The following is a 19,491-nucleotide window of genomic DNA, read 5'->3' as shown; positions in this document are numbered from 1 at the left end:
CTGTACACGGGTAGGCACTTTGGAACCGAAAGTGCCGTAAGAAAACGTGGTGGCAGCAGGAATTTGCCGTATTTAAACGCGAAGCCACGACAAATTCCGTTACTGGGCACGTATGCGTGAACAGTAACTTCTGGCATTTCTTACATAAAATTATCTATTTTTTCTGTCCTCTGGTTTTTTCATCTTCTGTCTCCAGGACCGTATCAGATGCGCCGCCAGCCGGTTTCCAAAATACCCCGCCGCGCACCCCACAATCATGCCGCCCAAAACATCGGTCGGATAATGCACATATAAATACATTCTTGAAAACGCCATCAGGATCGCCAGAGGCAGCGTGATTTTCCACCATTTTTTCGCCCCGGCAAAGTACAGAGCCGCAACCGCAGCAAACGAAGCTGCCGTATGTCCCGACGGGAAGGAATAGTCCGCCGGGCGGGCAATGATCAGCTGAACTGTCTGATTCACATCGCACGGACGGATCCGGCAAACCATAGGCTTTAGTAAGATATTACAGATGATCGCATCCAGACAGAGCGCTACCGCCAGCGCAGCTCCCCATCTTCTCGTCCGCGGAATCATAAGCAGCAGGCATGTAAACAGAATCCAAATCATTCCTGCATTTCCAAGCCGCGAAATAAACACCATCCAGACATCGCCCACCGGCGTCCGCATCTGCTGAATCCAATCCAGTATTTGTAACTCCATTTTCATTTTGCTCCCTCTGTTTTTTACACAACTTTATGCGCGAGCCATCTCCGGCCCATAAAGCGGAATGTGAATACGATGCCCCGGATCGTCCAGTCTGTAAACATGCCGATCCACACCGCGATCGGTCCGAAGCCGTGGACGCGGCAGAGATAAATGCACAGCGTCACCCGGAACGCCCACATACTGATGCAGGAGAGAATCATCGAAAACCTCACATCCCCGGCAGCCCGCATTCCATATGCCGGAATAAATGCGAGCGTCCAGACGATCGGCTTTACCACCGTGATCCATCCGACCATGTAGAGACACATCTTCGCACTCTCCGGCTCCATGCCGCCCAGAATCGTGACCGGTTTCGTCGCCAGAAATACGAGCGCACAGCTTGCGATGATGACGACCTCCGCCACTGCCGTCAATTTTTTGATATAATAGATCGCCTCATCCTTACGCCCCGCGCCGAGACACTGTCCGACCACCGTCATCATGCCGATTCCGATACCGATCGCCGCGATGCCGTTTAAGTTTTCCAGAATATTCGTCATCGCCTGGGCTGCGATCGCGATCGTCCCGAGGGTCGAGACGGTTGACTGAATCGCAAGTTTTCCAAACTGGAACATCGCATTTTCGATACCGTTTGGGATTCCCAATGAGAGAATCCGCATAATCCGGCGTCCGTCCGGACGGATATGCAGATAGTCACGCACCGCAATTTCCTGGCTGGGATTGTGCAAAAAGGCGAACACCACCACTGCCGAGATAACGCGGGAACCGAGCGTGGCAATCGCCGCACCGGCAACTCCAAGATGGAAGCCCCAGATAAGCACCGCATTTCCGGCGATATTTAACCCGTTAGAGACGACCGCGATCGTCATCGGAAGCCTTGTATTTCCTTGCGCCCGGTAGATCGAGGAACCGGCATCATAGAGGGCGATAAATGGGAACGAAAGCGCCGTGTAGAAGAAATAGGTCTGCGCTGCCTCCATGACATCCGCCTCGACGCTGCCGAAAATCAGCCGCAGCAGCGGTCCGCGTGTCAGAAGGCAGACTGCCATGACCGCCGACGAGATGCACGCCACCACAAAAGATAACTGTCTCGCGGATTCCTCCGCATTTTTCTTATCTTTCTGTCCGATGTACTGGGAGCAGACGATCGTGCCGCCTGCCGCCAGCGCATAGAATGCCTGTATCACTAAAATATTGATGGAGTCAACCAACGAAACCGCCGAGATCGCCGCCGATCCCACGTTGCTGACCATAATGCTGTCCGCTGTACCCATCAGGGAGTTTAAAATCTGCTCTACGATCAGCGGAACCAGAAGAATCCGCAGATCGCGATTGCTGAAAAGATGATTTGTCTGCTCTTGTCTGCCCATATGCTGTCCTGTAACTTTCTATATTTTATTCTCTGTCCAAATGGTCTGTTTTTCTAACGGTCAGGCATAACATGCACGGACGCCGCCGCATCTGAGACAAAATTACCCCCTTAGCATGATAACGGATACATATAATAATTCCGCACCATTTCCCTATCCTTCGTTCACCAGCGTCAGAATCCAGTACAGCCATGCCCGCACTGAACTCGACCTTCGCACGATCAGATTCTCCCCGCAGACCTGGTATTCCCGCATTTTCTTTGCAACATACTCCTTGTCCGGCACATCTCCGATCTGAAGGGCAGCCTCGAATAGATCGTGGAAAATCGGGTGTTCCAGAATCAGGCGGACATATTCAAGCTGGCGCGCCCTATACGGCAGTTTCAAAAGCCGTCTTCCGCTCGCCGTGATATGCACTTTCACGCCGTCCTCATCCGTCTGCTTCTCCGCCAGCCCCAGATAGCGGCACGCATTGAAATAATAGTCCGACTGTCGCTCCTTAAATCCAAAAAGCTGCGCGATCTCCCCACTCGTCATTGGATTCTCGTTCAGCCGTTCCACCAGTGAAATAACCTTGTAAAAACTGTCCGCCTGGATAAAGGTAACCGGCGGTTCCGGCTTGACCTTCGTCCGTGTCCAGACATCGTATAAATCATCCAGCGTGATCTCAATTTCCTCTAAGCTGTAATTTCGCTCCTGTACCAGCCGCAGCGAATTGTAATAGCGCAGATCCGTAAATTCATATTCCAGCAGACGGAAAATATTATTCGAATACACCATAAACACCGGACGGATCGGCTTGTGTATCTTCCCCGCCCAGAGTCTTATCGGATAATAGAGCTGCCGGATCAGAAAATTGCTGTGGACGACGTTTTTTCCCTCGATCAGCGTAAATACATTCTCATTTTCAAATCCGCCGTCGATCTCGACCTGCGAATTCTGTACCTGGATAAGCGGCTTTTTCTCAATCAGCTCTGATTTTTGATAGTCGCTGACATAAAACTCAAAATTTCCAGACCCCATCCGCCCCGAAACCGTCTGCACCATGCGATCTTCGCCCAGAAAATCATCCAGAATCCCCGTGATGCTCATAACGTTGATCGCGCTGGCTTCCGAACGGATGTCATGAAGGTCGATCGACTCAAAGTAATCGGGTATCTTCGCGCTCGTCACCCGCTTGATACCGGACGGAATCTCCGGAAAATCCTGATATAAGTCAAACTCCCCCAGCACATAGCCGCCGCGCGACACCGGAAGAATCGAAATCTTCTTTCCAAACACCCGCGGCAGGGATTCCCGCGTATCAAATTTCGTCATCAGACGCGGTTCCTTGACTTCACGGATCTGGTCGGCGGTGATGTAAAACCGCCCATGTTTCTCAATTTCCCGCTCAATCCGGTATTTATCAAATAAAATTCGCCATTTATCATCAATCAAGCTCATAATTGTGTACCAGAACTTCCTGAATCTCCCCGCGCTTCTCCGGTTTCACGTTGATCGCGCGCTTGGCATCCACGTGATCGATGATGTAATCTTTATATAAATCCTCGATAAATTCGCAGGACGAATTGGAAAGCAGAAACTTGATGCCCTTTGCATTCAACATGTCACACTGCTCTTTTAATGCGATCTGCTCTTCCTCCCCGAAGCCCCCCGCCGTGTAGCCCGTGAACGACGCCGACGAGCTGATCGGCATATAAGGTGGATCAAAATAGACGAACGCGCCCTTCCGGATGCCCTTTAACGCCTCGCGGTAATCGCCGCATTTGATCGTGATATTCGCTTTATTTAAATACGTATTCAGCGCATGGATAGTCGCCTCGTTCGTGATATTCGGGTTCTTATATCTGCCCCACGGAGAATTGAACTCGCCGGAGCTGTTGACGCGGAAGAGACCGTTGTAGCAGGTCTTGTTCAGATAGATAATCCGCGCTGCCCGCTCGACGTTGGTCCGCGTCTGATACGTCTCCTTGTCACGATCCCACGCCCGCACCGTATAATAATACTCCTCGCAATTCTGTTCCTTATGTGCGTTCAGCGCCGCAATCAGCTCTTCCGGATCTTCCTTGATCGTACGGTATACATTGATCAGCTCTTCGTTGGAGTCATTGATCACCGCCTTGTTCGGCTGTCTCCCAAAGAGCACCGCACCGCCCCCGATAAACGGCTCATAATAGGTCGAACATTCCGGGATCAGCGGATTGATGCTGTCCAGCAGCTGCCGTTTGCCGCCTACCCATTTGAGGATGGGCATGACGAACGGATTTTTTCTTGACATCGGATAGGGTACCTCCTTCTGTTTGTCTTCCGGATACATTGCAATACAAAAACGGGAAATCAGATGTCCGCTTGTGCTCTGATTACCCGTTTATTATAATCGTACAACTGTTCTAGTTCATTATACTTGACTTTGGGGTGGATGTCCAGCATTAGAACCGGAAATTCCTTATGTATTCTCAAGCTATATCATTGACTCGTATACTTCTCTCCTAAACCTAAGTCACATTTTGCATGACCTTTATTACAATTATATGCAATTGAATATCCTTTATCCGTAGTAAAACTAACTGCACAGGTTCCAGCCTTTATCTCAGCCTTATGCCCATCTAAAAAAGTCACCGAATGCCAGTCATAGTTGGGATTTGTATGCCAATCCGTTTTAACTTTCGGATTCTGTTGCTGGGTAGACATATAATCTGCTTGTATTTCCGCATAATATGCCCTGAGATTCGCCCAGTCTGCCGCCACCTCTGCCTTGTGCATCTGTGCCGTAAAAATCGGGATTGAAATTGATACCAGTATTCCAATAATAACAACCACTATCAAGAGTTCAACCAATGTAAAACCTTTCTGTCTCTTCATCACAAATTTCTCCTTCTGTCAGTTTATGTTATTATATTCGTTTTTTCCTCCTAAAGCAATTACATGATGTTGGGGTCAAAAATTTTCCCGCAAGCAAGCTTGCGTCGAACTTCTGACCTTTTGACCCTGGTATCATTACATATTTTTAACAAAATCGATATTCATAAATCAAACAAGACAAACGTATGTATTTCGTTTCAGTACATCCAAATTTATCGAGACGGCTCCACTTTCTCAGCCGGCCAGGATTTTCTCAGTGCCGCATAGGAAACCAGAAAGTTGGCAAGCCATCCTGCCGGCACGGCAAGCCAAACAAAATTAATGCCAAAACGCGGTGCACCGATCAACGCCACGGACAGGCGGATCGCAAGATTTACCATGTTGGCAACGAGGAATGGCCGCATGATTCCGAGTCCGCGAAGGACTCCATCGGTCGCCATTTTAATTCCCATAAAAATAAAGAAGTAACCAAGCCATCTCATATAATCCCCAGACACCTGATAAGCCAGGGCGGTTCCGTCTTTTCCAAGGAACAGTGATGAAATCTGCGTGTGCAGCGTTTCAATGACAAGGAAAGCAAGCGCCGCAAAACACACATCCAGCACCAATGCTGCGTGGTAGCCTTTTTTGATGCGCTGGGTTTTGTTTGCGCCAAGATTCTGGGAAACAAATGGGGAAACCGCATTGCCGATGGACACAAAAATCAGGGAAAAAACATTCTCCACACGCATCGTTGCCGCGTATCCGGCGAGTGCCTGTGTGCCAAAAGGATTTACCACCGCCTGTACGATCATCATACCGATGGATACGGTAGACTGCTGAAGAACCGACGGAACAGCAATCCGAAGCATCGAGCGCAGCTCCTGTCCCTCAAACCAGGCAAAGATACTCTTATACCGCCGCATCCGGTAAAAGAAAATCAAAAGTGAAAACACAGCCGAAATGCCCTGTGCGATCAAAGTTGCAAGCGCCGCACCGAACACGCCAAGTCCCAGACCGACTACCATCCAAAGATCCATTACAATATTCAGGATTGATGAAAAGATCAGCAGTCCCAACGGAATTTTTGATTCACCGATGGAAGTGAACATGGTAGAGAGAATATTGTACATGAACAAAAACGGAAAGCCCACAAAATAGACCCGCAGGTACAGCACTGCTTCCTCCAGAATATCGGCAGGAGTCTGTAATCCGCTCATCATCGCATGGGAAAAACAAAAGCCAAAGACACCAAGGATGATGCTCAGCAGCAAAAAGCTGATCAGTGATGTAGACACAATCGTTTTCATTTTTCCATACTCTTTGGCACCGAAATAGCGGCTCACAAGCACACCTGCACCAGCACCGGCCCCCAGTGCCACACAAATGAAAACATTCGTCAGCGCTGCACAGGCGCCAACCGCCGCCAGTGCGGAGGAACCCACAAACTGGCCGACGATAATGGAGTCCGCCATATTGTATACCTGCTGAAAAAAACTGCCGAGAATCATCGGCATTGCAAAAACCGTCAACGCTTTCAGCGGCGCATCGGTAATCAAATACTCATCTTTTGACATGATCCTATTCCTCCACAACTTCCTGCTTTTTACCCGAAAGCACAAGCTTAGCAAGTACAATCCGTAATTCGTGTACAAAAATTCCGGCAAAACCAAAACAGGGTCCAGAAATAATTGGCATAACATTGTTAATTCGTTTCATAATTTCACTCATTCACTTTCTGCGCCACAGTTGCAGCTATGGTTATCCGGTGCCTCCAATGCCTTTTACTGTGTTCAGCAGCTGCTGGGAATGTATGTGTACCCAGCATAATATTTATACAAATAGCCAGTTCTTCTGTCTATTTGTATTATAAACTATCTTTAGGTTAAGATACAATCATTATGCATACAATAGGACGACATTTCCTATCATATAAAAAAGCTCCGCCTATATTTTAGTATAGACGAAGCTTCCTAATTCTAACTCCTAATCCTCCATATTTTCTCTTCTCAATAGCTCAAACAATGTCAGCAGTCCCTCACACAAAACAGGATCCAGAACCGGAATTCCTACTGTCTTTTCGATGGAGGGAGCAATACGGATACTGGACATTCCTGTACAGCTAAGGGCAATCACATCGGCCCCCATCTCTTTCTGCGCAGCCGCTGCTTTCATGGTGGCTTCATATCCTCTGTCTGTCATCAAATCCAGGACATTTTCTACCCCATCTCCCTTTGCATTGTCTACAATCCGATCACCGAATATCCGCTGATATCCTGACGGTACATCTTCGGTAATCCCCAACACAGCCGGATGACTGCCAAAAAACAGACTCAACGCTGCAGTACTGGATCCCGCTCCTATAACCGGAATCGGTACAGCCTGTCTTGCCTCCGGAACTCCCGGGTCACCGGCACAGCTGATAATAATAGCCTGACAGCCTTCCTTCCACAGTTCCACTGCAAGATTCACCACCTTAGGTACACCTACAGCGAATGTTTCATCGTCATGAATTCCCTCCGGTTGTTCCGGAATACATCGTGACACCACCTGGAACATAGGGAAATACGATTCTATCAGCTTTCCATGCAGCTGCAGCAATTCCTCATCCTCTGTGGTCAGCACCCGAATCAGACCAACTTTATAAGTTTTCATATTATACGTCCTTTCTCTCTTGTTTCGTGAAAATAATTTCATGAAGAAAGTACTCCAGCGGCAATTGGAAGTTCTCCTTAAATCTGGAAAACTCCATCTAACATAACTAGCTTGTCATCCAAATATAATGTAGGATTCTTAATAATTCCATCCATATGGCAGTCTGCCTGATTATTTCCTCCAAATCCCACGTTAGTACCAAAGGCAATATGAACCGTTTGATAAGCTTTCTCATCCTCCAGAATAACGCCGATCAGTCTGGCCGCATAGTTGGTTCCAATGCCCAGTTCACACAGAGTGGCATTGTTCTTATTTCTCAAGAGAATCTCCAGTTTCTCTGCTTCTTTTCCTTGGATGCTTTGAAGAACCCCGTCCTTCACTTTCACTTCCAAAGGCTGTTCTAATAAACCGATTCCAACCATAGAGCCATCAATTACCATCGTACCATTTGCTCCTGTCTCTATCGGAGCTATGTAGGACTCTCCGGAAGGAAGATTTCCCGCCTGCCCCTTTTCCCGATAGACACCAGGGCTAGATACTCCACGCCGTCCCCGAAGATCCAGCGTTAAAACATGTCCATCTTTCTCTATGCGGGCTGTATTGGCATTCGTCAATAAATCAGTTACCTGCTCTGTAAGTGCCATAACACGACTGTAATCTGCAGTCATAGCACCCATGGCAAACATTTCCTCCGTGATTCCCGGCATTGTAGCAATCCTTGCTCCAGCTTCCGCTGCCTCAATTTTGGCTCGTGTATGCGTAATAGATGTTTTCATGGGGCAAATTACCACATCCGACGCTTTCATGGCAGCTGCCACTACAGCGGGTGGTTCCTGACCAGACACCTCTCTAGCAGTCATAGTCATTAACATAGCTTCTGCTTTCAAAAGTTTAGCCGCCTGATACAAGGCCTGACCAATGGCATACTTCTCATCATCGGTCACTATCAGTACATTCTCCCCTGGTTTGACATTCATGCAGTTTGTTAAAATATTTTTTCCAATTTCCGCCAGTTCCATCGCATTTCCCCCCTCTTATGACAGCAGTTCCATCATAACCCGAACTGCAAGTGTCCGGGACAAAATCACCCGTTTTCCAGATAATTTTTGAAATTGTTCTTTCATTCCGATATTATAGCCAATGCAGTCCATTACCACCAGATCCACATCCATTTTCGCCGCAGCTCTAGCCGCCGCATCCAAATCATCCTGGCTACCGTAGGGAGAAGCCGGAATAATAATACTCTCCTTTACATACTGATTCCACTTTTTCTCTGTCTGATCCACGTGCTGCGGTGTTGGAACCACTACAGCGATCTTTCCTCGATTAGACAAGGCTGGCACAAGCCCATTAAGCACCTTGCACGGAAAAATCAATGGCACTTTAGAATGAAACACAGCCGGAAAATCCCCCGTGCACAAAAACAGAATCAAATTTACGCCCTGCTCTTCCAACCGTTCGATACACTGCTGCAGCTGGGGCAGAATATGTCGTTCGGCAATCATAACCGAACTTCCGTCTCGAAGTCGTGAGATTAAAGTATAATCCTCTGGTCCTGGTGCAAATGCCTGGATATCCTCCCGAGTGAGCCCATCTAATGCACCTGCCTGAATTAGTTCCACTTGCTCACCCATCAGCGGGAACAGTTCTTGTACCACATCCGTCCTGGGTGACTGCCCAATGGTTATTGCTCCAACTTTCATCTTCACCATCTTAATTTCCTCCATCTTATACTTGCCCTATCGTAACTGTTCAGTACCTTCACAGTCACGCGCAATAAATGCACAGACCTACTGAACCGTTACGTCCTATCTACAAAGGCCCCGCTGCCAGTATTTTGGCGGCGGGGTCTTTCGCATAGATTTCCTTATCTCCTTATCAGAATGACACACAATCCACAATAGGACGGTTGATGATCTTCTCTACGCCCGCCAATAAGTCCTTGTCAAACATGGGAGCCGCCAACTTCAGATGCTGATAACCCACATGAATGAGATAAACTTCTTGGCCCTGCTTCAAGTCAGATGTAGGCGTTGGCCGTCCAGTCTGGCTGTCAAATGTCATAATCAGATCAGGGAATGTGCCTCTGCGCTGTCCATCTGGTCCATCCACCGTCATGTACTCATTCCAGAAAGACATCTCATATCCACCAATCTTAACGATACCTACATCAAAGCCGCCTTCACTGCGCAGCTGATACTCCTCTACCGGACCGTGAGCCAATATCTCACCGCCTAAAAATTCACAAACCTCCTGCACACCATTTTCTACCGACTTTTCTAATCCCTGTGAATAACGGCGTCCCGTCTCAATAGCCAGTGACAAGCCCCCCACAGCGCTGTTTTTTTGCAGGAACGAAGCCTTCACCGGGTTCCGTATTACAGCCACAAGGCCTCCAGCCTCCACAGCAGCCGCCCGCACCAGTTTAGAACAATGATCAATAGAACCTGTAACTGTACATTCCACGTGTCGACCCAATTCCCTTCGTCCGCCCACACAGGTCATGGTAGTAATATAATTGGGATCACGATGAAGATTCAGGCTTCCCATCACTCCCGTAGGATGAGCACGGCCGTTGCAGGGAGCGTCTATCAGAGGGATTCCCAGCATGGATGCCTCTAGCCATCCATTGAACGTAGAACCGCCTCCATTCTCATTAGTAACGATACCTCCTGGACGAATACCCGTGCTTTGAGTAAAGAGCTCCACGCAGCGCATCATATCTGCCGGGGAGACAAACTTCTCCTGTGCGGCAGGAGCTCCCACCATAGAAGCTGTGACAACCACGGTTTCCGGATCAATCTGATCCAACGGGGTTAATTCCAGCTGGCTGAACCGCACAGCCAGATCTCCGAACTCAGCTCCGGTCTTTGCCGAACCGCCTCCACCGCCGCCAAGAATGGAGCCACCAAGAGCCGCCCAACGGACATGTTCTTCTGTCAATTTCATTCTAATATGTTCCATAACTTTCTTCCTTTCTATATTCTACATCAAAATGCTTCCACCTTAATTCTTCTTATTTGCCACCAGATTAAATACCACATGCAGCACAACCGTAGCTACCATACCATTAATAGCCTGAATGCCCGGAGAGAAAATAGCAACTGCTACACCACATCCCCAAGCCAGAACGGAAGGCCACTTGATAAGTGGAAGGTTTTCGTACGAAATGTCATTATAATTATAATTATGTTTTACTCCAAACAAAGGCAGTACCAAATAATCAGCCACCATAACTGCAGCCATTGGCGGGATTACAATACCAAGCCATGTCATATACGGCACAAAGTAGTCCACCACACCACAGAAACCTAAAGCAATTCCGATCGCGCCCAGAACAATGGTAACAGTGCTCTTTTTCTTCACTTCAATAATGTTGCATGTCGCATTGGATGCAGAGTACAGGTTCTGCTGGTTAGTTGTCCATGCAGCTAAAGTAATAAGCAGAGCACCAATGATTCCTGAACCAGTTGCCAGTACGCCAATGTAATCAGATACTACTCCGAAATCCCATGTTTCCAGATGCAGAGCAGCTGCAATACCAGCAATTGGAAGCAGGAAATGACCAAAGAAAAGACCAGCGATCCAAACGATAGAGATCTTTACGATATCTGTCTTTGCAAATCGACCGCAGTCGGGAACGGTAGCCATTCCGGCTGCCCAGCTGCCAATAACTGTGGTCACGCCAGTAGCCATGGTGCCAATCTGACTTCCCGCAGGGCTATAAGAGAACAAAGAATCTACACCAATCAATCTTACACAGTTAACCAATGCCAAAACAATAAACAGAAGCAACGGAATCGCTGCAAATGTGCTTAACTTCTCCATTCCCTTAAATCCCTTAATCGCTGTAGATGCCATCATAATTCCGCCCAGCACTGCCAGGATCGGTACGCTTATCGGAATATACTGAGACCAAATCTGCCCAAAGAAGCCCAACTGGGTGGCAAACCAACCCACTGAGGTCACACAGATAATCGCCGAGAAAATATAAGTTCCTACCCGACCTACGGTAAACCGAATCAATGACATTGCTGCCAATCCGGTTTTTGAACCGATATACACAGTCATAATCATGACCGCCACTAATATAATATCGCCGATTGACAGGGCAATAAGAGCATCCCGAAACTTCATGCTGGATCCTAACGCCGTACCTGTAGCCAGGTCTCCTACTACTACATTCCAACATAACCAGACGAAAAACATCTTAATCCATCCGTACCGCTTATTTTGAGGAACCGGAGTATAAATATAATCCTGATCTTCCACGTTAGGCTCAGTTGTCACAGCATTCACATCATGTTTTTTATCGCTCATATGGCTCTCCCTTCTTTTAAAGCACACAATCCGTTTCTTCTATCAACTTGTCATACCATGTAGTATGTCTGGTTCCAAGCATTGGCTTTTCTCGAACCAGGTTTATCGCTGGACATCCACTTTCATCTGACAATATAAATCGAGTATCCATTGTCATATCTGCAAATCCGCTCTCGTTGAGCACCACTTCATTCCGCGGTACTAGGAACATATCTGGACCAAATATGCCGCTCACTCCTTTTTGAGCCGCAAAGACTGCGTATGTACTATTTTCATTAGCCCTTACCCTAGCAAGATGATAATGTTCCACCTCCTGTTGAACCTCTGGAATACCAGGAGGGCACGACGGATTTTCCACCGCTGGAACAGCTAAAATATCGCATCCGCTATTGGCCAGCAATCGAGGTACTTCCGTAATAAAAATTTCGTTGCCTAACAGTACACCGATTCTGCCATAAGGGCGATCAAGGACCAGTCCGGCACGGTCTCCTGCTTCCGCCCACTGTGCTTCCCTCTCAGTCAGATGACTCTTCCGATAGTAATGTCGAGAACCATCCTCGCACAAGCATGCTGCTGCATTCCATAGCTTCCCGTTTTCTTCTAATACAAAGCCCAGAATCACATCCACATGATTCTCCATGACTAGAGAAGATAGTTCTTTCCACACCGGATCATCCTCTCGAATGGCCACGCACTGTGCTTGCTGCAAGTCATCAGGTACACCTCCAAGCACCAGTTCTGGCAGAACCAGCAAGCGCTCTCCTTGCTTCCCAGCTTGACTGATAGCCTGCTTTACAGCCATAAACCCTTCTTCCCGATTCTCCGGTTTCATGCTGCATACCGCCGTTGAAAATTGCTTTCCCTCAAGCAATGGCTCCGTAGCATATGCTTGGTAATACTGGCTCTGATACCATGGATAACGCTGTAACTGAAGTTCACGGTAGAGCTTCGGGCGGCGTAAAGGAATATCGCTTCGATCCGGCTTCATCTCTAAATCAATCTCAGCCATAGCAATTCCATCTCCATAAGGATGACACGCCACTACTCTGCCCTCTGGATCAATAATCCCGCTTCCGCCGCAGAAATCGAATCCTTTTTCATTTCCGTGTCGATTAGAAGCAATCACATACATACCGTTTTCCTTAGCACGTGTCAGCCAGATAGATGAAGGGATAGATGGCTCGTTCCAGTTCATAGGCGAACACAAAACCTGTGCTCCCATAAGCCTGCTTAACCTAGGTCCTTCCGGATAACTTAGATCCATACAAATCTGTATGCCTATATTTCCAATAGGAGTATTAAACACCTTTACCGGTTCATCTCCCGTTTTAGCCCATGTACTATCAGGAACATAATGGTGCATTTTCCGATGTCGGCCAATCAGCCCCTCCGGTCCTATAAGAACCGCTGAATTGTACAACCTCTCTCCATCCGACTCAGGAAGTCCTGCAACCAAATAGCAATCCAACTCCTTTGCTAAATTCTCCAATAATCGTACCGTTTGCCCATTTGCTATGGGCTCTGCCATCTCGGCCGCCTGTTCCATGCTATCAAAATAGTATCCAGTCGCACACATTTCTGGCAGGACAATGAGCTTCGCCCCTTGAGCTGCTGCCTGACGCACCAAGTTCGTCAGAGCAGCCAAGTTTTTCTCTTTATCCATAAAATGGCAGTCGTATTGAATTGCTGCACCTTTATACTTCATGATTCTCACTCTCCTTTCTATCGTTCATTTGTCCGAGATTCCTATTATAGGAATGCAGTTACTCGCATAGGAATTATGTTGTTATATTAGCATTTTATCAGAGTTTTGTCAATATACTACATCAAATTCTCATAAATTAGTTTTATATCCATACTTTTTTGCGACAAAAAGAGAATCAGGACAAAAGACCATTTCTTTTGTCCTGATTCCTTATATTATTACCTATATTTGCATCTGCAACAAATCAATCAGATATTCTACTGTAATAGTTTGAGCCCATTTGATTATTGATCTCAACAGCCAGTTGACGCCCCTGCTGGATATATTTCTCCACAACGTCTGGTCGTTCCGAATCATCTACTCCCCCTACACTCAGACCGGCCACTAGCTGGTTAGCTGAGTTATAGATAGGAAATCCGACGGCAAACAGTCCCTCTGTCAGCCTGTTATGAGTAATATCATATCCACGAGCTCGAGCGTCTTTCAAATCCTCCTTCAGCTGAGCTTTCTCCTCTTCTGCCAACTCTAAGCTATTGAGATAGTTGCTTTGAAATTGGGACGAAGCAAATGCCAGTAATACTCGATTGCTTGCCCCACGAAACAACGGATATACTCCCCCCACAAACACTGAACTCAAACGCCCAGTACTATCTGAAACCACACGATCCACACACAAACTCTGATTCCCACACGGAATCGTAAGATATGTGCTGATCTTGGTGCGCTCATGGAACTTCCAAAGAAAATCGTGAGCAATTCGTTTAACATCCAGCCTATGCACCGCACAAAATCCCAATACCAGCGCCTGCTCTCCCAAAGAGTACTGTTTCGTAAAAGGATCCTGTGTTAAGAATCCCTCTTCGGTCAAAGTATGTACCAATCGATAGGCGATGGTTTTTCCCACCCCCAGCTCCTTGGCAATCGACGGCAGAGACAGTGTATTCTGCTGTCTGAACATTTCTAAAATAGTTAGGGCACGACCAACCGTCTGCAGGTAGCTCGCATCATCCTTTTTATTTGAATTCATCTCTCCTCCTTAAGTTTGTGATTTTGTAACTGTTCAGTACCTTCACAGTTACGTGATTTTTACTCTCCCGCTGCTTCCCGGTAAGCTTTACTGCCCACCTCGCTCCAGATTAGAAGTCATACCGCACCACCTGGCAGTTTTTTACACCAAAGGATGCAAATTCTTCATTGGTCATATCCGTAAAATACGACTGAATCATCCTTGAAATTCCATTGTGTGCCACCAGAATGTATGTCTTATGGTCAGACTCCTGTTTTATCTCATCCAGCAGATTATAGATACGCTGTGCAAGCTGCAGCATGGATTCTCCCCCTTCATATCGGCAGGCAAATGACGCTTTCGCCATCTTAAACTCTTTGCCGTCTCTCGGCGTAGACTCCCATTTTCCAAAGTTCTGTTCTATGAGTCTTGGTTCTTCCCTACAGGGAATCCCGCTCATTTCAGAAATAATTTTTGCTGTATCTGCTGCACGGCTAAGGGGTGAATAGAGAATTTCATCTGCCTTGATTCCGCTTTCTACAATATTTTTCCCGGTTTCAGCCGCCTGCTGCCGTCCATGCTCCGTCAACGGACTGTCTGTTGCTCCGCAAATCTTATTTTCCACATTCCACACAGTCTGTCCATGTCTCACAAAATAAAAATGTCCCATGATGTCATCCCTTCTCATTAGCTTCGCAAGCTTTTTTATACCCAGGAAATTCCCTGCTGCCTATCATCGTCATACATCATTTCCGTCATTGATAATCCTGGGAAAGCAGCTGTCATAATTGTATTATAACTATACTCAGGTTAAGATACAACTCTATCCTTTACTGGGCACGTATGCGCAAACAGTTCCAGTGCTGTTCTCAAAATCCGTTTCTTTGTACCTTCTGCCATAATTATTTTCTTCATTAAAGTAACCATTCGATAACTACGCTATGATTACCGAATGGTTACTTATCAAGAACTAATGAATAATTCAAGTCGATCGTCTTCCATTTGACTTGCCTCCCTCGAAAACCCTTCGTTTTTCCTCGAACGGCAGCCCTAGATCAATGCCGGCTGCTTCCGACGCCCCCAACTTATCAGCAGATACTTTCAGAACCACACCATACCATTTATTATTGTCGTTGCGCCTCAGCACAGCTTTCCAGTCATTCCAGGGATATTCCGGCTCTGCGCCGTAATGGTCATCCATCTCATCGTAAATAATATGCTCGATAATTGCCGTGGTCTTTGTTGAATAGACCACAACTTAAAGGGTACTTGCTTTCTTCATGAACTCCAGATAAAGGCTGAACAGCACGGCGCAGACGGGAACGCTGAACAGCATCCCTAAGATGCCGAATGCTTCGCCGCCAATCGTAACAGCCATCAGCACAAGCAGTCCAGGAAGTCCGACGGACTTGCCGACCACCTTGGGATAAATCAGATTGCCCTCCACCTGCTGCAAAACGATCAGAAAGAGAATGAACCACAGAGCCTTGCCAGGTTCTGCCAGCAGAATCAAAAACGCACCAAAGCCGCCGCCAATCCATGCGCCAAAAATCGGCATCAGCGCAGTGACGGCCACAAACGCGGAGACAGCACCGGCATACGGAATCCCAAGAATCAGCATTCCAAAGAAGCACAGAACACCGATGATAACCGCTTCGGTAAGCTGCCCGCTGACAAAATTTGTGAAGGTCTGATTGGTCAGCGCGGCAATACTAAGAAGCCGCTGTGCCGTCTTTTGCGGAAGGACTGTCACAATGAGTTTTTTCAAATGTGCCGCGACGACTTCCTTCTTTGCAAGCAGATAAAGTGCAAAGACAAGTCCCAAGAGAACATCCACAAAAACCGACAGGACAGAGGTTGCCGCGCCCCATGTCACAGTGAGGATCCCGCTTTTCTCGTCACTGATCAAGGCGGTGACCTTCTCAATCAACAGGTCAGAGTCTATGACATATTCGGGCAGGACAATGTTATATTTTGCAGCAAACTGGACAACGCCAGCCCACCACCGCCCGATTTCCTCCACATAGACCGGAATGTTTTGGATAAACTCATCGCCGGATTCCCGCAAGCTGGGGAGCATCATAAACACCACAGCAAATAGAATTCCAAGGATAAGCACGGTGCTTGCTGTCAGGCACACGGGGCGGGTCAGCTTTGCAGGAGCTTTGCGGCACACCTTGTTCCAGCAGCATTCCATCGGCCGAAGAACTACGTTGATCAAAAAAGCAATCGCGCCGCCGATCAGAAACGGAGTGAACAGTGCAAGCACCTTGCCGAGAAAACACAAAACAGCGTCAAGGTTTACCAGCGCCCATGCGAATACAATAAGCAGCAAAAAAGCACGGATGATATAGCGAATGATCATCTCGTCCGGCCATTTGCCTCCCTGCGGTGCGGGCGTTTCATTTTTGTTAGAGGTTGGATTTTGTGATTTTTTCTCCATGTTTTTCCTTTCTGCATGTCTGATATAAAAAATTGCGGTTTACAATCCAGAAGTAAATGAATATGATCTGGCATAACCTCCATACGTATCCTCCATAACCGGAATTTATTTATTCCATATCATTACAAATTCTTTTTCTCCTGTGTTGTCATCTACACTTTCGGATTGAATGCAAAAGTTCTCCCGTAGATAAAATTTAATTGCTTTCTCATTTCTCTGGTAGACCCTTAATTTTAATGTGGATTTAACTTTCTTTGCATGATTTAGCAGTTGTTTTCCAATTCCTTTTGACTGCATTGTTTCTTTTACAAAAATCCCCTCAATATAATCATCATTCAATCCAATAAATCCATCTATCTGCCTTGCACAGTCCTCTTCATGCACGTATACTTCTGCATGAGGAAGCATTTCTCTTACCATGTCGAAGTTAATCCGCCAGTAGCCAGACGATATGAAATTATGTGCACGAATATTCGTATCAAGCCATATCTGCATTACTGCGTCTATATCATCTTCATTGTATTGTCTTATCAAATCCTCCTGTGTACATTCCGCAAACACCCGGTTCCACATCTCTATTTCCTGCTTATATGCCTTCTTCAAGTCTAGTCATCTCCTGTCAATTAGAGCTTTTATACTCTCTTGTAAATAATTGGATCATTATATCCAAATGTACGCGTTCCATTCACTTCTATACTTTCAGATACTTCCAGGCAGCTATCAGAATTCTGTTCAATAATTGATTTATAGTAGTTACCAAAGTCAGCAAGTGAATTAACAATTGGAAGCATTTTTGTTCCGAGTTCCGTTAAGCCGTATTCAACTCTCGGTGGCTGCTCATGGTAATCGTGGCGATATGCCAGTCCATCACTCATCATTTGTCTTAAACTATCTGTCAAAACCTTTTGTGAAATACCATCTATACTTCGTTGTAGCTCATTGAATCTCCATGGACGCTCTTTCAAGTTACGCAAAATCAGCAGTTTCCATTTTCCTCCGATGAGAGATACTGCTGTTGCAACTGGGCATTCCGGTAATTCTTCTTTTGCTCGCATAATTCTCACCTCCGAGTCTATTGTAACACATTCAATTTTGAGTGTACAGTTACAAAAAGGTGCGTACTTGTTTTTGTATGTGTCTCACACTATACTAATACCAATCAACCAGAAACTACAAATTAACTATGGAGGTATTATTATGGCAAATTACACAAAAACAACTATTGGAAAGGAAAACCGAATTGAGCTGCATGAAAAGTTGTCTTTAACAGGTGCAGAAATCAGTTTAAACGAACTGCCTGCAGGAGCAAATGTCCCATTTGTTCATTCTCATAAAGAAAATGAAGAAATCTATGGAATTCTTTCAGGTAACGGCAAAGCCATAATTGATGGAGAAGAAATCAGCCTTTCAACTGGAGACTGGCTAAAAATCGCTCCTGCTGCAAAGCGTCAGTTTTTTGCATCCGATATTTCCGGAATTACTTATATCTGCATTCAGGTAAAAGAAAATTCTCTGAAACATTTTACCGCAGAGGATGCCGTAATCGGCTAATTTAAAGTATTTATTTACAAAAATGCACATCTCCCGATAAACTAAGAACTATGCATTTCTTTTTTGGAGCGAATAGGAGGCGGCTTTCGCCGCCGACCTCTCACACCACTTATCCAGACTTTATGATTATCCGAAATTCTGACAGAATACTCCGTTTTTCTGTGAAAATATATCAAAAAAGTCGGGATAATCTTTTACATCAAATCTGCTCATCGAATCCCTTCCGTAAGTATCGCTCCTCAAATCGTTTAGCACTTCTGCAACGGATAACACATTCTTCCAACATTTCTTCTCTTTTGAAAATCAGTAGATCATTATCAACCAGTATGTCGATAATGGCTTCTTCGGCAGATCCTTCACATATACACGCCTTATATTTTGCTAATTCCATTCTGCTGCCTCCTTAATTGATTGAAGCAGCCAGGCTTTTCTTCAAGCGCATATACGCTTCATATGCTGGCGTTGTTCCCTCAAGGAAACCGCTCTGGTAGGCATCACTCTTTTTAATATCATTACGTTTCAATATATGGCTCAAATTTTCTGCTGTAATGCCATTACGGTTTCTTACAATACAAATTCCGTCATTTCGGTCATATTCATCCAGCAGTTCCGGATAATGCGTAGTGAAAATAAGCGTTCCGCCATTCTTGTTCAGTCGGCTGTCCATAAAGAAGCGTAACCGCCATGTTGAATTCCAAAAGAAAAGATGCCATAAAAACAAGCAATCCAACAATCAAACTGTACTTTTTTTATTTGTTTAGGAGCACTACTTCTCTTTTCCATTGTACGCAAGGAAAACGTTATCAGTACACTGGAAAAACGTTCTATAACTTTTTTGGCAAAATTTATTCAATTTTTTTACTTCCGTGATATAATGCTTAATTATAAA

Annotated in this window: 21 protein-coding genes and 1 pseudogene; 1 reads left to right on the top strand and 21 read right to left on the bottom strand. The window is 46.1% G+C overall.

Annotated features, from left to right (window positions below):
* Positions 1 to 150 precede the first annotated feature (150 nt).
* The 19 genes and pseudogenes from DWY89_RS03555 to DWY89_RS03465 form a co-directional block, all read right to left on the bottom strand.
* Positions 151 to 705 carry a phosphatase PAP2 family protein gene (locus tag DWY89_RS03555; RefSeq protein ID WP_333491420.1) on the bottom strand — a complete coding sequence of 185 codons (555 nt, stop codon included), beginning with the start codon at positions 703 to 705 and terminating at the stop codon, positions 151 to 153.
* Between the two features lie 23 nt (positions 706 to 728).
* On the bottom strand, positions 729 to 2,081 hold the full coding sequence (locus DWY89_RS03550; RefSeq protein ID WP_107000719.1) for an MATE family efflux transporter: 1,353 nt from the start codon (positions 2,079 to 2,081) through the stop codon (positions 729 to 731).
* Positions 2,082 to 2,234: 153 nt separating this feature from the next.
* On the bottom strand, positions 2,235 to 3,524 hold the full coding sequence (locus DWY89_RS03545) for a hypothetical protein (RefSeq protein WP_118523481.1): 1,290 nt from the start codon (positions 3,522 to 3,524) through the stop codon (positions 2,235 to 2,237).
* On the bottom strand, positions 3,511 to 4,359 hold the full coding sequence (locus tag DWY89_RS03540; RefSeq protein ID WP_118523480.1) for a DNA adenine methylase: 849 nt from the start codon (positions 4,357 to 4,359) through the stop codon (positions 3,511 to 3,513). The genes DWY89_RS03545 and DWY89_RS03540 overlap by 14 nt, the downstream gene beginning before the upstream one ends.
* Positions 4,360 to 4,547: 188 nt before the next feature.
* Positions 4,548 to 4,943 (bottom strand): prepilin-type N-terminal cleavage/methylation domain-containing protein, encoded by a 396-nt coding sequence (locus DWY89_RS03535; protein WP_118481832.1) that lies wholly within the window; start codon positions 4,941 to 4,943, stop codon positions 4,548 to 4,550.
* A gap of 212 nt (positions 4,944 to 5,155) precedes the next feature.
* Complete coding sequence (locus tag DWY89_RS03530; protein ID WP_118524387.1) at positions 5,156 to 6,499, bottom strand: MATE family efflux transporter; 1,344 nt, start codon at positions 6,497 to 6,499, stop codon at positions 5,156 to 5,158.
* Positions 6,500 to 6,503: 4 nt separating this feature from the next.
* Positions 6,504 to 6,641, bottom strand: coding sequence for a hypothetical protein (locus DWY89_RS14330; RefSeq protein ID WP_181357196.1), 138 nt, complete (start codon positions 6,639 to 6,641; stop codon positions 6,504 to 6,506).
* A gap of 267 nt (positions 6,642 to 6,908) precedes the next feature.
* Positions 6,909 to 7,577 (bottom strand): aspartate/glutamate racemase family protein, encoded by a 669-nt coding sequence (locus DWY89_RS03525; RefSeq protein ID WP_118493351.1) that lies wholly within the window; start codon positions 7,575 to 7,577, stop codon positions 6,909 to 6,911.
* A gap of 77 nt (positions 7,578 to 7,654) precedes the next feature.
* On the bottom strand, positions 7,655 to 8,596 hold the full coding sequence (locus tag DWY89_RS03520; RefSeq protein ID WP_118523479.1) for an aminopeptidase: 942 nt from the start codon (positions 8,594 to 8,596) through the stop codon (positions 7,655 to 7,657).
* Positions 8,597 to 8,611: 15 nt separating this feature from the next.
* Positions 8,612 to 9,289, bottom strand: coding sequence for an AroM family protein (locus tag DWY89_RS03515; protein WP_227589689.1), 678 nt, complete (start codon positions 9,287 to 9,289; stop codon positions 8,612 to 8,614).
* Between the two features lie 166 nt (positions 9,290 to 9,455).
* The gene (locus DWY89_RS03510) at positions 9,456 to 10,541 is read right to left on the bottom strand and encodes a DUF917 family protein (protein WP_118523478.1); all 1,086 of its coding nucleotides are present in this window, start codon (positions 10,539 to 10,541) and stop codon (positions 9,456 to 9,458) included.
* Between the two features lie 42 nt (positions 10,542 to 10,583).
* Complete coding sequence (locus DWY89_RS03505) at positions 10,584 to 11,897, bottom strand: cytosine permease (protein ID WP_118523477.1); 1,314 nt, start codon at positions 11,895 to 11,897, stop codon at positions 10,584 to 10,586.
* A 16-nt stretch (positions 11,898 to 11,913) separates the two neighbouring features.
* Positions 11,914 to 13,602: a nitrilase-related carbon-nitrogen hydrolase gene (locus tag DWY89_RS03500; protein WP_118469239.1), complete on the bottom strand. Its 1,689-nt coding sequence runs from the start codon at positions 13,600 to 13,602 to the stop codon at positions 11,914 to 11,916.
* A gap of 244 nt (positions 13,603 to 13,846) precedes the next feature.
* Positions 13,847 to 14,629, bottom strand: coding sequence for an IclR family transcriptional regulator (locus DWY89_RS03495; protein WP_118522195.1), 783 nt, complete (start codon positions 14,627 to 14,629; stop codon positions 13,847 to 13,849).
* 109 nt (positions 14,630 to 14,738) lie between these two features.
* Positions 14,739 to 15,278, bottom strand: a complete 540-nt coding sequence (locus DWY89_RS03490) for a histidine phosphatase family protein (RefSeq protein WP_118469243.1) — start codon at positions 15,276 to 15,278, stop codon at positions 14,739 to 14,741.
* Positions 15,279 to 15,590: 312 nt separating this feature from the next.
* On the bottom strand, positions 15,591 to 15,863 hold the full coding sequence (locus DWY89_RS14520; RefSeq protein WP_227589690.1) for a hypothetical protein: 273 nt from the start codon (positions 15,861 to 15,863) through the stop codon (positions 15,591 to 15,593).
* A 3-nt stretch (positions 15,864 to 15,866) separates the two neighbouring features.
* The gene (locus DWY89_RS03480) at positions 15,867 to 17,051 is read right to left on the bottom strand and encodes an AI-2E family transporter (protein ID WP_118524386.1); all 1,185 of its coding nucleotides are present in this window, start codon (positions 17,049 to 17,051) and stop codon (positions 15,867 to 15,869) included.
* Positions 17,052 to 17,156: 105 nt separating this feature from the next.
* Complete coding sequence (locus tag DWY89_RS03470; RefSeq protein WP_118523494.1) at positions 17,157 to 17,585, bottom strand: GNAT family N-acetyltransferase; 429 nt, start codon at positions 17,583 to 17,585, stop codon at positions 17,157 to 17,159.
* 191 nt (positions 17,586 to 17,776) lie between these two features.
* Positions 17,777 to 18,106 (bottom strand): annotated as a pseudogene (locus DWY89_RS03465) (helix-turn-helix domain-containing protein); the annotation flags it as partial.
* A gap of 142 nt (positions 18,107 to 18,248) precedes the next feature.
* On the opposite strand from DWY89_RS03465, the gene DWY89_RS03460 reads away from it, so the two are divergent.
* Entirely contained in the window at positions 18,249 to 18,602 is a 354-nt protein-coding gene (locus tag DWY89_RS03460) for a cupin domain-containing protein (protein ID WP_118523474.1), read from the top strand.
* 199 nt (positions 18,603 to 18,801) lie between these two features.
* Here DWY89_RS03460 and DWY89_RS03455 read toward each other — a convergent pair whose 3' ends face one another.
* Both DWY89_RS03455 and DWY89_RS03450 read right to left on the bottom strand, forming a co-directional pair.
* Positions 18,802 to 18,993 carry a hypothetical protein gene (locus DWY89_RS03455; protein ID WP_243022688.1) on the bottom strand — a complete coding sequence of 64 codons (192 nt, stop codon included), beginning with the start codon at positions 18,991 to 18,993 and terminating at the stop codon, positions 18,802 to 18,804.
* Between the two features lie 12 nt (positions 18,994 to 19,005).
* Entirely contained in the window at positions 19,006 to 19,269 is a 264-nt protein-coding gene (locus DWY89_RS03450; RefSeq protein ID WP_333489792.1) for a hypothetical protein, read from the bottom strand.
* Positions 19,270 to 19,491 lie beyond the last annotated feature (222 nt).

The organism is Clostridium sp. AF27-5AA (genome assembly GCF_003478415.1).
Taxonomy (GTDB): domain Bacteria; phylum Bacillota; class Clostridia; order Lachnospirales; family Lachnospiraceae; genus Otoolea; species Otoolea fessa.
The sequence above is the reverse complement of the archived record's forward strand: the minus strand, read 5'-3'. Positions and strand labels throughout refer to the sequence as shown.